The sequence below is a fragment of the Lutaonella thermophila genome, assembly GCF_055387725.1.
The window spans coordinates 1,530,844-1,545,002 of record NZ_AP043783.1 but is presented as its reverse complement, the minus strand read 5'-3'; the positions used below and the strand labels follow the sequence as shown (position 1 = coordinate 1,545,002).

General features: G+C 33.8%; 9 protein-coding genes. 3 read left to right on the top strand and 6 right to left on the bottom strand.

The features are described from left to right. Positions 1-11: 11 nt before the first annotated feature. Both ACZ5CF_RS07285 and ACZ5CF_RS07280 read right to left on the bottom strand, forming a co-directional pair. Positions 12-962, bottom strand: a complete 951-nt coding sequence (locus tag ACZ5CF_RS07285; RefSeq protein WP_464578546.1) for an MlaD family protein — start codon at positions 960-962, stop codon at positions 12-14. A gap of 55 nt (positions 963-1,017) precedes the next feature. Beyond that, entirely contained in the window at positions 1,018-2,211 is a 1,194-nt protein-coding gene (locus ACZ5CF_RS07280) for an N-acetylmuramoyl-L-alanine amidase (RefSeq protein WP_464578545.1), read from the bottom strand. A 228-nt stretch (positions 2,212-2,439) separates the two neighbouring features. Here ACZ5CF_RS07280 and ACZ5CF_RS07275 point away from each other — a divergent pair, with 228 nt between their 5' ends. Continuing rightward, positions 2,440-5,037, top strand: coding sequence for a putative LPS assembly protein LptD (locus ACZ5CF_RS07275; RefSeq protein ID WP_464580843.1), 2,598 nt, complete (start codon positions 2,440-2,442; stop codon positions 5,035-5,037). 15 nt (positions 5,038-5,052) lie between these two features. Beyond that, on the top strand, positions 5,053-5,433 hold the full coding sequence (locus tag ACZ5CF_RS07270) for a RidA family protein (protein WP_464578544.1): 381 nt from the start codon (positions 5,053-5,055) through the stop codon (positions 5,431-5,433). On the opposite strand, the gene ACZ5CF_RS07265 is transcribed toward ACZ5CF_RS07270, so the two are convergent. The 4 genes from ACZ5CF_RS07265 to ACZ5CF_RS07250 all read right to left on the bottom strand — a co-directional run bounded on the left by ACZ5CF_RS07265 (position 5,434) and on the right by ACZ5CF_RS07250 (position 12,989). Further along, positions 5,434-6,306, bottom strand: a complete 873-nt coding sequence (locus tag ACZ5CF_RS07265) for an N-acetylglucosamine kinase (protein WP_464578543.1) — start codon at positions 6,304-6,306, stop codon at positions 5,434-5,436. It abuts the gene before it with no gap. 63 nt (positions 6,307-6,369) lie between these two features. Continuing rightward, positions 6,370-7,371 (bottom strand): type I glyceraldehyde-3-phosphate dehydrogenase, encoded by a 1,002-nt coding sequence (gene gap, locus ACZ5CF_RS07260; RefSeq protein WP_464578542.1) that lies wholly within the window; start codon positions 7,369-7,371, stop codon positions 6,370-6,372. Between the two features lie 35 nt (positions 7,372-7,406). Beyond that, entirely contained in the window at positions 7,407-8,393 is a 987-nt protein-coding gene (gene pfkA / locus ACZ5CF_RS07255) for a 6-phosphofructokinase (RefSeq protein WP_464578541.1), read from the bottom strand. 159 nt (positions 8,394-8,552) lie between these two features. Continuing rightward, positions 8,553-12,989: a translocation/assembly module TamB domain-containing protein gene (locus tag ACZ5CF_RS07250; protein WP_464578540.1), complete on the bottom strand. Its 4,437-nt coding sequence runs from the start codon at positions 12,987-12,989 to the stop codon at positions 8,553-8,555. A gap of 106 nt (positions 12,990-13,095) precedes the next feature. Here ACZ5CF_RS07250 and tsaD point away from each other — a divergent pair, with 106 nt between their 5' ends. Then, positions 13,096-14,118, top strand: coding sequence for a tRNA (adenosine(37)-N6)-threonylcarbamoyltransferase complex transferase subunit TsaD (tsaD, locus tag ACZ5CF_RS07245; protein ID WP_464578539.1), 1,023 nt, complete (start codon positions 13,096-13,098; stop codon positions 14,116-14,118). The last annotated feature ends 41 nt before the right edge of the window (positions 14,119-14,159 follow it).

Genomic DNA, 14,159 nt, shown 5'->3' with positions numbered 1-14,159 from the left:
TAGTTATCTTGTTATTGTTTATTCTCTTCTGGCGCTTGATATGGTTTAGGTTTTTTACCAAATAGCGAAAAATGAACATAGCGCTTAGGATTTAAACGCATATCTTCTAAAAGCAACTCAAGTTGTTTTGAGGCTTCAGAGAGATTATTGTACATTTTATCGTCTTTAAGTAACTTACCCATTGTACCCTCTCCTTTTTCTACTTGTGCTAATACTGCATTTAAGTTAGCAACTGTTTCTTGTAGCTTCAAAACAGTTTTATCTAACTCTGCTTCTGATAGTTTTTTAGACATATCTGCAAAATTAGCCGTGAGGGTATTAATATTAGTTAAAGAACTGTCTATGTTTTGTTGGTTTTCTACCAGTAATTTATTTAGAGTACTCGAGGCTTGTTTAAAATTAACAACTACATCATTAAATCCTGTAATAGCCTCTTGTAAACTGGTACGTGTTTTTTTATCCAATACTTTGTTTACTCCTAACAAAACAGAATCTGCGCTGGTTATAGCCCCCTGAATTTTTTCTTGTAATGGTGTTAATTGTTGTGTAACCAGCTCTGTTAAACCCGGTTTTATAGAAGATGGAAGTGTGTCTCCGGATTGTGCCAAAGCACTTTCATCAAAAACAGGAATAATTTGTATGCTTTTTCCTCCAATAATACCGGTATCGTACAGTTCTGCAATACTGTTTTTAGAAAACTCAAAATCATTATCTACTGTAAAGGTTACAACTAAATGTCCTTTATTGTCTTTAAATTTTATTTGTTGAATGGTTCCGACCTTAAAACCGTTGATAGTTACAGGTGTTCCGGACGATAAGCCTCCCACATGTTTATAAACAGCATAAAAAGTACGGCTTTTATTAAATATTGATGCAGATTTTAAATAGCTAAACCCTAAAATAAACAGTAGTATTCCGCCTAATACAATAACGGCAGTTTTAAGTTCTCTAGATAGTTTCAAAAATGTACGCTTTTTGGTTTACAACAAAATTAGAAATATTTTTTAAAGATAAAGGCTAATTTGATGTTGTTTGCATTTGTGTAGTAACCGGAACTCTTTTTCCGTTTTTATAAGCCACTATAAAACAAGAGGTAAAACCTTTGGCTTTAGCTTGTTCTTTAAGCTTTAAAGCTTCTTTATAATTGGTTGTATTACCATACATATATCTGTAAAACCTATTGTATGTTTCTGAAGATAAATTGGTTAATCCTTTAAAATTTTCCGGTTTTAATGGTATTTTTTTTGTGCTGGCAGCCAACTGAACCCTAAATGTTACTTGTTCTGTGTTTTTTATAGTATCATGGTGCTCAGCTTCACTTCCATTACCCAGATTGGTGTTGGTTTCTGTTTGTGTCTCTGTTTGATTGTTGTTTTCTTGGTCTTGAGGCAAATTATTTACCGTTTCAAAACTGGTATCTAAACCTACATTGGTTTCTATATTCTTTTTGTATTGTAAAATAGCATCAGTGATAGCTTTGGCAACTTGTTGCTGACCTTTATTTGAATTTAAATATTCTCCTTCGGGTCTGTACGATAAAAATCCGGCTTCTACCAATACACTTGGCATGTAAGTTTGGTGTAAAACAATAAATCCGGCTTGTTTAACTCCTCTATTTACGCGTTTAAGTTTTTTATCAAAATTATCCTGTATAGCCTTGGCTAACATAATACTTTGGTCTAAAAACTCTTCTTGCATAATGGTTAACCCTATAACAGATTCGGGAGAATTAATATCGTAGCCTGCATAAGTACTTTCGTAGTTTTCCTCTAAATATATTACCTGGTTTTCTTTCTTGGCTACTTCAAAGTTTTGCTTGTTGGCATGTAATCCCAAGACAAAGGTTTCTGTTCCGTGTGCTTTAGAGCCGTGGGCATTGCAGTGTACAGAAACAAACAAATCGGCTTTAGCTTTATTAGCAATCTCTCCCCTTTTTTTTAATGGCACAAAAACATCTTTAGTTCGAGTATAAATAACTTCAATATCTTTATTATTTTTAAGCAACTCACCTACTTTAAGTACTATTTTTAAAGCAATGTCTTTTTCCTTAAAACCATTACCTAAGTTACCCGGATCATGCCCGCCATGGCCTGCATCTAAAACCACAATAAACTTATCGTTAGGTTTGGCGTTGTTTTTGTGTGCAGTAAACGAAACCAACAGTAGCGCTAACGTTGTTACAGCTGTAAAAAATATTGTTCTGTGTTTCATAAGTTTCTCTCAAGTATGTTAAGGCCTAAACCGAAGTTAAATTTATTGAAATCTCTTATCGTAGGACAAAAAAATATACGTAAGTTTGACACCCAAAAACTAGGCCATTCTTATACAAAAATAGGATTAAAAGCTTTGCAAACAAATAAACTACACTCTCTTTTAACACTATTTATACTACTTTGGAAGTTTTCTTTATATGGTCAGGAGCTTCCGGCAAAAAAGCCTATGCCCATAAAAGCCGTAGCAGATTCTATACAAACAAATCCTAAAAATCAACCTCAAGACTCGTTAGTTCTTTCAACAAAAAAAGCAGACACTACTCAATTAGACACTATAAAACCAAAATCTTCTGCTCTACTGGGTAAAATAACTTATAAAGCCAAAGATTCGGTTACTATAGACCAAATAAAGAAAGAAATTCATCTATACAATCAAGCAGAAGTATATTACCAAGATACCGAGTTAAAAGCCGGAATTATTGTTTTAAATTACGATAAACGTGAGGTTTATGCCGGAAGAATAAAAGATTCTACGGGCGCTTACACGCAATTGCCAGATTTTAAACAAGCTGCCAATCAGGTAAATCCGGATTCTATTAGATTTAATTACGATACTAAAAAAGCTTTAATTTGGAACTCTAGATCTGAACAGCAAACGGGTGGTGGTGTTCATGTTTTTGCTGAAATAACAAAAAAAGAAAACGATTCTGTTTACTTTTTTAAAGAAGGGCGTTTAACAACCTCTAAAACACCCGAAGACCCAGAGTATTATATTAGAATAAGGAAAGCAAAGTTTGTTCCTAAAAAGAAAATAATTGCCGGTTTAAGTAATATGTACATTGCCGATGTGCCTACTCCTATTGGTGTGCCATTTGCGTATTTTCCATTAACAGAAAGCAGAACTTCCGGGTTTATTTTTCCAACATTTGGTGAGGTAAATAACAGAGGGTATTTTATACAAAACGGAGGCTATTACTTTGCTATAAGTGATTATTTTGATTTAGCTGTTTTAGGAGATATTTACACCAACGGAAGCTATGGGTTTAGAGCCGAGAGTAATTATGCATTACGCTACAGATTTAGAGGTAGTTTTAGGTTTAGGTATGAGAATTTAATTAACAGCCAGAAAGGTTTTCCGGATTACAGCCGAAGCACAATTTACAATATACAATGGAGTCATACTCAAGATGCTAAGGCCAGCCCAAACTCAAGGTTTTCTGCCTCGGTAAACTTGGGTAGCAGTAGGTACTATCAGCAATCTGTAAACCAACTTAACACCCCTAATTTTTTAAATAACACGTTAGCCTCGTCTATTTCGTATTCTAAAACTTTTCCGGCCTACCCTTCTGTAAACATTAACCTTACGGCAACGCACTCTCAAAATACCAGAACAGAATCTATAAATATGACCTTGCCAACCCTTCAAGCAAGTGTAGAAAGAATTTTCCCATTTGCAAAGCGTGATGGTATAAAAAAAGGAATGCTGCAAAATATAAACTTTCAGTACAATTTAAGAGCAGAAAACAGAATAGAAACAACCGACTCTCTTTTCTTTAAAAAAGAAATGTTTGACGATGCTAAAGTAGGCATGCAGCACAACATCCCTATTAGTACCAACTTTAAACTGTTTAAATATTTTAGCGTTAGTGTTGGAGGTAATTACCAAGACGTATGGACATTTAAAACTATAAGAAGAGAAGACTACAACCCTACTTTAGGAGTTGTCCCTGTTGACACTTTAAGTGGTTTTGATAGGTTTGGAAAATACAACTTAAGTGCAAGTATTGGTACTACACTATACGGAACTTTTAATTTTGGTGAAGATAAAAAAATACAAGCTATACGGCACGTAATGCGCCCTACTATTAGTTGGGGCTATACTCCCGGATTAGACCAATATTATGATGAATACGTAGCCTCTGAAGATCCTACAGACATTAGACAATATACCCGTTTTGAAGGTGGTTTATTTGGTACTCCCGGATTAAATAATGCTAACGCTGTTAGTTTTAGCTTGAGCAATGTAATTGAAGCTAAAGTTAGAGACAAAGACTCTACTGCTACAGAGCCTAAAAAAATTAAACTGCTTAATAACTTAAACTTATCTACTTCCTACAATTTTGAAGCAGATTCGCTTGCGTTAAGCCCTGTGAGAGTTACCGGTGGAACTCAGCTTTTAGACAATAAAATGAATATTAACTTTGGTGCAACGTTAGACCCCTATGCATTAGGGGTAAATAACCAAAGAATAGATGTTTTTAATATTGATAATGGCGGTAGCCTATTTAGGTTAACTAACGCAAACCTTACTGTAAGCTACTCTCTTACCAGTAAGAGTTTTGCTAAAAAAGATGATCAAAACAGACAAATAGATAATACCCTTAGCGGTGGGCGTGAAGATGATTTATTTGGGAAAGCTCAAGATTTTAGTAACCAAACCGCTATGGGCGATGACGATAGAGAAACAGCAGAATACCCATACTACAGAACAAAACTGCCTTGGGATTTACGTTTTGCTTACTCCTTAACATATAGTAACGCTCAACGACAAAACGAAATTTCTACTAACTCTCTAATGTTTAGTGGTAATATAGAGCTGGCTCCAAAATGGCGTGTTGGAATATCATCCGGATACGATTTTAAAAGCAAAGGTTTTACATATACACAATTTAGATTTGAGCGTGATTTAGATAGTTGGCGAATGAATTTTAACTGGGTGCCGTTTAGCGCAAGAAGCTCTTGGTTCTTTTTTATAGGAATAAAGAGTGCTATACTTAGCGATATTAAATGGGAAAAAAGAAGCGAACCCGATAGACGTTTATAACTTAAATTCTACAGTATGAAAAAAATTATAAAAACAGATAAAGCTCCTGCTCCTATTGGTCCGTATAACCAAGCTGTTTGGGCAAACAACACCCTATATATTTCTGGGCAAATTGCCATAAACCCTAAAACAGGGCAATTAAACAACCAAACTATAGCACAAGAAACCCAACAGGTAATGGAAAACCTAAAAGCTATTTTAAATGCTGCCGAACTTACCTTCGAGAATGTAGTTAAAACAAGCATATTTTTAAGCGATATGCATAATTTTAACGAGGTAAATGCTGTATATGCATCTTATTTTAACGAAACAACAGCTCCGGCAAGAGAAACGGTAGAAGTTGCTAATTTACCCAAGTTTGTGAATGTAGAAATTAGTATGATAGCTGTAAAATAACTACAACTCTGCTTTGAGCTTTTTTATGTGATAATCTACCAGTTTCTCTATTGGTCTTCTAACTATATTGCCTACAGTAAAATTAAACTCTCTGGCAACTTGATTAATTTCATCTGATGAGAAAAAGGCTATAGAACCAGCAAAATGAACTGGAGCAGTTACCAGTTCATCTTTAAATTGCATAATCATGTTTTTAGTAAAAAGCCTAATCCCACTAAGAATTAAGTTTTTTACATAATCTGAATCTTTATTTAAAAACATGAATTCTGCAAAAGAAGCTAAATACGCGTTAGGGTTGGGCTGTTTATATAGATTATACTTTATAAAATCTGAATCTACATTATAACGGTCTGCAAAAGAAACACGCAAGGCCTCCGGCATATGTTTAAAAAAGTAATCTCGTAAAAGTTGTCTGCCAAAATAATTCCCTGAAGCATCATCCATCACAGAATATCCTAAAGAGTGTACTCTTTGGTGTATTGTGTTGCCATCATAATAACTACAATTAGAGCCTGTTCCTAAAATACATACTACAGCAGCTTCATTTTCAGTACTTATTGTAGAAAATACTGCAGCATATGTATCTTCTTTAACTTCTACTTTGGCATTTTCAAAAAAAGATTCTAATAGTTCTTTAAGCATTAATCTGGGGCGCTCAGTGCCGCATCCTGCACCATAAAAAAACACATGAGTTACTTGCGTTCTGTTATCATTTAGGATATCGTTTTTTTTAATGGTTTTTAACAGCTTTTTTTTAGATAAAATAGCTGGATTCATTCCTTTTGTTCTAATTTTTTCAAAAAGCTGTTGCCCTTCTTTATTTACAGCAATCCAATCGCACTTTGTAGATCCGCTATCAACTATTAAAATCATGTTTTATACGTTAAAAAATAAAGCTTCAACCGATGGGTTGAAGCTTTTAAAAGTAGTTAATTTTTAGAGTGTTCCAAAATAAGTTGCTAAATCAACTAATTTATTAGAGTAGCCCGCCTCATTATCATACCAAGCAACCAATTTAAAAAACTTACTATTTAGCTCTATACAAGCTTCTGCATCAAAAACACACGTTCTTGTTTCTCCAACAAAATCTTGAGAAACAACAGCTTCGTCTGTGAAACCAAGAATACCTTTCATGGTGGTTTCTGAAGCTTCTTTAATTACCTTTTTTATTTCTTCTAAAGAGGTTTCTTTTTCTAATCTTACTGTTAAATCTACCACAGATACATCGGCTACCGGAACTCTAAATGCCATCCCGGTTAGTTTGCCGTTTAAGGCCGGAATTACTTTTGCTACAGCTTTTGCTGCTCCGGTAGATGCCGGTATAATGTTTAGTAAAGCACTGCGTCCACCTCTGTAATCTTTTCTAGATGGGCCATCTACAGTTAGTTGTGATGCTGTAGCTGCATGAACGGTAGTCATTAACCCTTCTTCTATGCCAAAATTATCATGCAATACTTTAGCTAATGGCGCTAAACAGTTAGTTGTACACGAAGCGTTAGATATTATTGTTTCTGATGGCTTAACCTCTAAATGATTCACTCCCATTACATACATTGGAGCATCTTTAGAGGGCGCAGAAATAACAACTTTTTTAGCCCCTGCATCTATGTGCTGTTGTGCAGTTTCTAGTGTTGTAAAAATACCGGTACATTCTGCAACTACATCTACATTTACTTGATCCCATTGTAAGTTTTTAGGATCGCGCTCTGCAGTTACTCTAATGGGTTTACCATTTACAACAAGGTTGTTATCTTTTACCTCTATTGTACCGTTAAATTTACCGTGTACAGAATCATACTCTAATAAGTATGCTAAATGTTCTATATCTAATAAATCGTTAATTGCAACAACCTCTACATTATCACGTTGTGCAATAGCTCTAAACACTAAACGTCCAATTCTTCCGAATCCGTTAATTCCAATTTTTACTGTCGACATATTTTTTTATCTGTTTTAAAAATTTTTAAAGTTGATTAAGTAGTCATTATATCTGATACGCGAATAAGTTCTTTATCTATTTCTGATTTGCCTTTAACGGCTTGGTCTAATGGTGTTAGCACAATCTGATCGTTAACTACACCAACCATATAATTAGTTTTGCCGGCCAATAAAGATTCTACTGCTTTAACACCCATTCGGCTTGCCAAAACCCTATCGTAACAAGAGGGGGAACCTCCTCTTTGTATATGGCCTAATACTGTAACTCTTACCTCGTAATCGGGTAAATTTTTCTCTACATATTCAGCTAATTCAAATACATTCTTACCGGTTTTGTCGCCTTCGGCTACAACAACAATGCTTGATGTTTTTCCTGATTTTCTGCTTCGTTTTAATGATTCTAACAGACGCTCTACGCCCATATCTTCTTCAGGAATTAAAATCTCTTCGGCTCCTGCTCCAACACCGGCATTTAATGCTATATGCCCAACGTCTCTTCCCATCACTTCAACAAAAAACAATCTGTTATGAGAGCTGGCTGTATCTCTAATTTTATCAATAGCTTCTACAACAGTATTTAACGCTGTATCATACCCTAAGGTGTGTTTTGTTCCGTAAATATCGTTATCTATTGTACCGGGGATTCCTATAACCGGAAATTTAAATTCTTTATTAAAAACCATCCCTCCGGTAAATGTACCATCTCCACCTATTAACACAAGCGCATCTATCTCAAAATCAAGCAAATTATTGTAGGCTTTTTTTCTTCCTTCTTTGGTTCTAAACTCTTGTGAGCGAGCTGATTTTAAAATGGTTCCGCCTTTATTTATAATGTTATTAACGCTTCTGGCATTCATTAACTTAAAATCGGCCTCGATCATTCCTTGGTATCCTCTATAAATACCTACACAATCTATATTATGGTAGGCACATGTTCTAACTACCGATCTGATGGCTGCATTCATCCCCGGAGCATCTCCTCCGGAAGTTAAAACGCCAATTCGTTTTATACTTTTAGACATCTATTTTAAAATTTAAAAAAGTAAAGCTATCAAACTTATTTTAAAAATGTAATACCTGTGAAGCTAAATTGGATAAGGTTTTATTTTTCAAACGTTTTCGTTAATAAATTTTAACGATTTTTTAAAATCAAAACATGTTATTAGTGTAAAAACCCGACCCTAGTTGTCTTTTTGATTGCCTTTTTTGCTTTTAATTTTAATTAAATTATTGCCAATGGTTTTTACAACGTCCGGTTCTTGTGATTTAGTAAGGGAGTCTTGTTTTTCTTGAAATTTAATCTTCTCTTCTCGTTTCTTTTTAGAGATAAATATTTTATCTAACAGCTCTTGGAAAGTATTAAAATCTACCTGATATGATAAACCTACTCCTTGTGTGTAGCCTTGCCTGTCTGCCAAAAACTGTTGTATCTCGTTTTCTTTATTAAATATTCTAGCATTGAGTGTTCCATCATCATTTAGTCTGATAAGCATTTCTACATCGCCTGCTACAACAGTTTCTGTTACACCAACCGGAACACCAACCTGACCATTTATTACAATTTTATCATTTAGTTGCGTAGAGAAAGTAACCCCAACTCTATCTTGTGTTTGTATATCTGAACGAATATCTCTGTACCCGAGCTCATAATTAAATCCTACATTAAATTTGCTATTATTGGTAGATAGCATTTGGTTTACCATACTACTTGCTGTTTCTACCACATTACCGGCTACAATTTGCTGATTTACAATAGATTGATTAGCAAATGTACCCTGATACAATAACGAAAATGCTTGTCGCTCTCTTTGGTCTGGGTCTTCTAATTGATATTGCATTTCTGAAACCAAAATACTACTTGTGCCCGGAAACTCTATAGAAAAATCTAACTCTGGCTGCATAAGTTCTTCTTGTAAACTTATAACAACATCTACAGGGATACGTCTGGTATAATTTTGATTTTCTAATAATATAGCCGGATTTGCAGTAAGCGAATACACTGCTTGCATATTTACACGAGCTCCAAGCGGATCTCCTTCCCAGTTTATAGTACCACCAGGGCGAACTTTAAACTTCTTATCTATTACACCACCATATTTAAAATTATACTCTCCGGTAAACGTAATAAAGTCACCATACATATTAAATTTACCTTTGGTGTTAATCTCTATTAGCAAGTTACCGGCTCCGGTACCTTTTAGAGAGCTTCCGCTTTGTTGATCTATTACAATTTCTACCTCGGCATTGGGTTGTACATCTAAATCAAAATACAGTTCTAACCCCGGGTAATCTTGTAAAACTCTTTCTTGTTGAACTTCGGGCTGCTCATTTTTATTTATAAAGTTTATAAACGAGTAGTCTCCAATTGCAGTAACATCACTAACCGGAATTTTTAAAGATGTCCCTTCTGATGTTGATGCATTTACGGTAATTGTTAGTGCATCGGTAGCGCCAAAAATTTCGGCTGTACCGTTCATAAAACCAGTACCATAATACAATTTATCTTCAGATGCCGTGGTGTTTAATACTAAAAACCTGTTGTTATTTGTGTCTATACTTAAGTTTAAAAACCAATCAGAAAAATCGGTATGAGAAATTGTGCCATTTACGGTGGCATTAGTTTTATGTGCTACATCTGAAAGTACAATATTGTTAAACTCGAATGTTTGATCATATAAATTTACATTAGCCGGAGAGAGAAAATTGTAATCTGTATTTAAATACGGTATTTTTAACCCGGCTTCAAATAAGTTTAAACTTCCTTTCATTTTAGGGCTTCCTAACGGACCACTAACATTAACATTACCGGAAGCAAATCCTCTAATATTTGAAATTGCATCTTCTCCTAATAAAGAAAATGGAGCAATATTAAACTCATTAAAAGATAATAATAAGTTACTGTTGCTTTCTTCTGCCTGATACTCTATTGTGCCTATTGCACTTAAATTAATCTTGTTGTTGTTTTCTAACTGTGCATTAACTACATAACTAGACAGGGTTTGATTACCTACTATACCCATATTAAAGTTACCCATTACAGCTTGGTTAACCTCTAAGTTTTGTATGCTAAGGTTTCCGGCAGGTAAATAGTTTTCTTCTTGTTGTAAAAGGCTAAATTTACCGTTTATCAATCCTTCTAAAGCCAATCCTTCTATTGTCGGTGTAATTTTATTGAGTGATACACTATTAAATAGAAGCTCTATATTTTTATATTCTTTACCAACAAGCTCACCTTTTAAATCTATTTGTTCGTTATTATGACTTAAAACTAAACGCTCTATTTTAATAGAATCTAGCGTTTTATTAAATACAACCTTATTTTTACTATCGTTGTTTTTGTTTAAATACCATTTAAAACCTTTAAAGGTTACGTCAGATTTTTTTAATCCTACTACCGATCTGTTATTTTCATTAAAAGTGTGGTAAAAGTTAAGATTATAAACATCTTCTAAATTATTGCCTCCTTTAAATTCTGTTCTAAAAAACAGTGTATCTTTTAATGAGGTATTGATTAAATTAAAATCAGAAACCTTGTAATAATCTGTATCTATAGTATTTACGGCAACGTAGGTGTTAAAAATTGGGTTTTTATTGTCTATTTTAACATCTACAACTTCAAACTTATTACCTTCCCATTGTATGTTTGGCGATTTAAAGTTTAATTTAAAATCGCCGGAATCTGCATTCATGCTTCCTCTTATTGCAGTATTTTTTCCTAATTCTAATTCAGGATAAAAAACTTCTATAATCTTGTTGTAAATTTTTAGATTAAAATCTAAATACTGCCCTTTAGATAGTTTATGCGGACTGTAGTTGGTATAAATACTTCCTACTGAGTTCTGAACCAGTTTACCAATTTCTTTATAGCTAAATTTTCCTTTTATGGTTCCGGTTACTATATCTGGTGAGTTTATAACAATTTCTCTGCTTCCGTCTTCTTTAAAAGTAGAAACAACGTTAAAATCATTAAAATAATAGCTGTCGTTTGGGTTGGTATAATTAGTTTGTTTAAAAGTTATTGTACCGGCTGTATTGTCTATAGAGTTACCCACTATATCCATTTGTACATTACCTTTAAAAACAGCAACGCTATCTTTTTTAATAATGTTCATTGCTTTAAGATTAGCGTAATCTACCTGAGCAATGAAATTAAATTTGTTGTTTTCTTGAGATAAATCGGCCAGCCCTTTAAAATTCATTTTAAAATTTGAATCGTCTACCACTAAATTTCCATCAAAAAGCTGATCTTTTAATACTCCCGAAACCTCAATGTTATTATAATCATACCCTCTCCAAACAAGGCTATAAACTTTTCCAACAACCTCTGTATTTAGTGTTTTTTGGGTAAATCCTTTTCCATCTACTTCAAAATCAAAACTCGCATAAGTTAAGTTTTCATCGTTTATAAAAGCCCCAATATTAAAGTCTTGCATAGAAACGTACCCTACATATGTGGCGTTATCTATGTTGTCTATATTAGTAAGCGACAAATCAGAAAAACAGGTTCCTAAGTCTGTAAACAGATTTAATTTGGCATTTATATTGTGTGTAGTAACTAAGGTTGTACCGGATATGCTAAATTGACCAAATTTCTCGAACGATGTAGGTAGTGTATTTCCTAAAATATTAGGTAAAAGCTCTTTTAATTGATAGTAGTTAGAAGACAAGTACTTAATGTCTGCCTGCATAGAGAAGTTGTCTGCATCTTTAAAAATATTTTTAAAGATAAAGTCTCCTTTAATTTGAGTGTTTTCTGAGGTTAAATCTAAATTAGTTGCTGTAAAATTGTTTAAAACACCATCTATTTTAGCAGAAAACGCTACTTTTTTGGTAGCTCCAAATTCGTTATAAAATTTATTGATTTCGTTAAACGATAATACAGACTCTTTAAAATTTCCGGTGAGGTGTACTTTGTTTACAAAATCTTTAAAATCTTCTCTGTTATACGAAAAAATTAAATCTCCTTTTAGGTTAGATTCCGGAGTAACAATAAACAAATTATTAAAAATCATATTCTTTTTTGAATACGCAAATTGGGCTGATAAATTGTTTACCGGTAATCCGTTTTGATGTAAAAAAGACAAACGTTCTATTTGTGTTGTTACATCCGGGCCTAAAATCTTAAAATCTGTTACTTCTGTATTAAGTTTTGTAAAGTTTAAAATCTGAGGTTCATTTAAATTCTCGTCATAAAGTTTAAAAATACCATCGTCTATAAGTACCGAGGTAGCTGTTAATAAAAAAGGATCGCCGGAAGCAGGTTTTCCATCGTCTAACTTAGCTATAAAAACGTCTAAATTTGTATCAGTTTCTCCTTGGTATGTTTTAATATTAAGTTTTAGTTTTTTAATTTTTATTTTTCCAAAATTTAACTTGCCATCTACTGCATTTTTTACACTAACCAAAGAGGTAGTTAACTTATCAATATAAATAAGGGTATCTTTCTTGTAGTCTTCTATATACACCCCTTTTAAGTGCATATTTCCTGTAAATAAAGATGCACTTAAACGGTCTATTGTTATATTAGTATTAAAGGTAGTATTTAACTTGTTGGTTGCCCATTTTGCGAGAGAAGTTTGTACTCCGGGCAACGATAAAATAAGCGTAATAAGGAGCATTAACCCTATTACAGAGAGCAGTACTCTTAGCAGTATTTTTCTAAATTTTTTGATATGCTCTAATGTTTTACCTTTGCACAACAATTTTTATTCCAATCGGGCACTTATGCAAAAAACAAACGTATATATATTGGCAATTGAGTCGTCTTGCGACGATACTTCTGCTGCTGTTTTGTTAGATGGTAAAATGCTTTCTAACGTAACTGCAAGCCAAAAAATACACGAAGAATACGGTGGTGTGGTTCCTGAATTAGCATCAAGAGCACACCAACAAAACATTGTGCCCGTAGTTCACCAAGCGTTGGCTAAAGCAAATATCGACAAAAAACAGTTATCTGCCATAGCATTTACTCGTGGCCCTGGTTTATTAGGTTCTTTACTTGTGGGAACATCGTTTGCCAAATCGTTAGCTCTGAGTTTGCAAATTCCTCTTATTGAAGTAAATCATATGCAAGCTCATATTTTAGCCCATTTTATAGATGAGCCAGGTTTTAAAAAACCTTCATTCCCATTTTTAGCGATGACCATAAGTGGTGGGCACACACAAATTGTCAAAGTAAACAACTACTTTGATATGTACGTAATTGGCGAAACTTTAGATGACGCCGTAGGAGAAGCTTTTGATAAAACTGCAAAATTATTAGGTTTACCCTATCCCGGAGGACCACTTATAGATAAATATGCGCAACAAGGAAACCCAAAAGCTTTTAATTTCCCAAAACCAAAAGTAGCTGATTTAAATTTTAGTTTTAGCGGATTAAAAACTGCTATTCTTTACTTTTTACAGAAAGAGCAACAAAAAAATCCTGACTTCATTAAAGATAATATTGCAGACCTATGTGCTTCTGTACAACACACCATTATAGAAATTTTAATGGATAAGCTCAAACAAGCTGTAAACCAAACCGGTATTAAACAAGTTGCTATTGGAGGTGGCGTATCGGCTAATTCCGGCATAAGAAAAGTTTTAAAAGAAGCCGAAACAAAATTTGGATGGCAAACCTACATTCCAAAGTTTGAATATTGTACAGATAATGCAGGGATGATTGCAATTGTGGGTTATTTAAAATATTTAGAGGGTAATTTTACCGATCAGAAAGTCACTGCTACTGCTCGGTATAAAATTTAACACTCCCGTTTTTAAAGTCATACTATTGGCATGAACTTTGC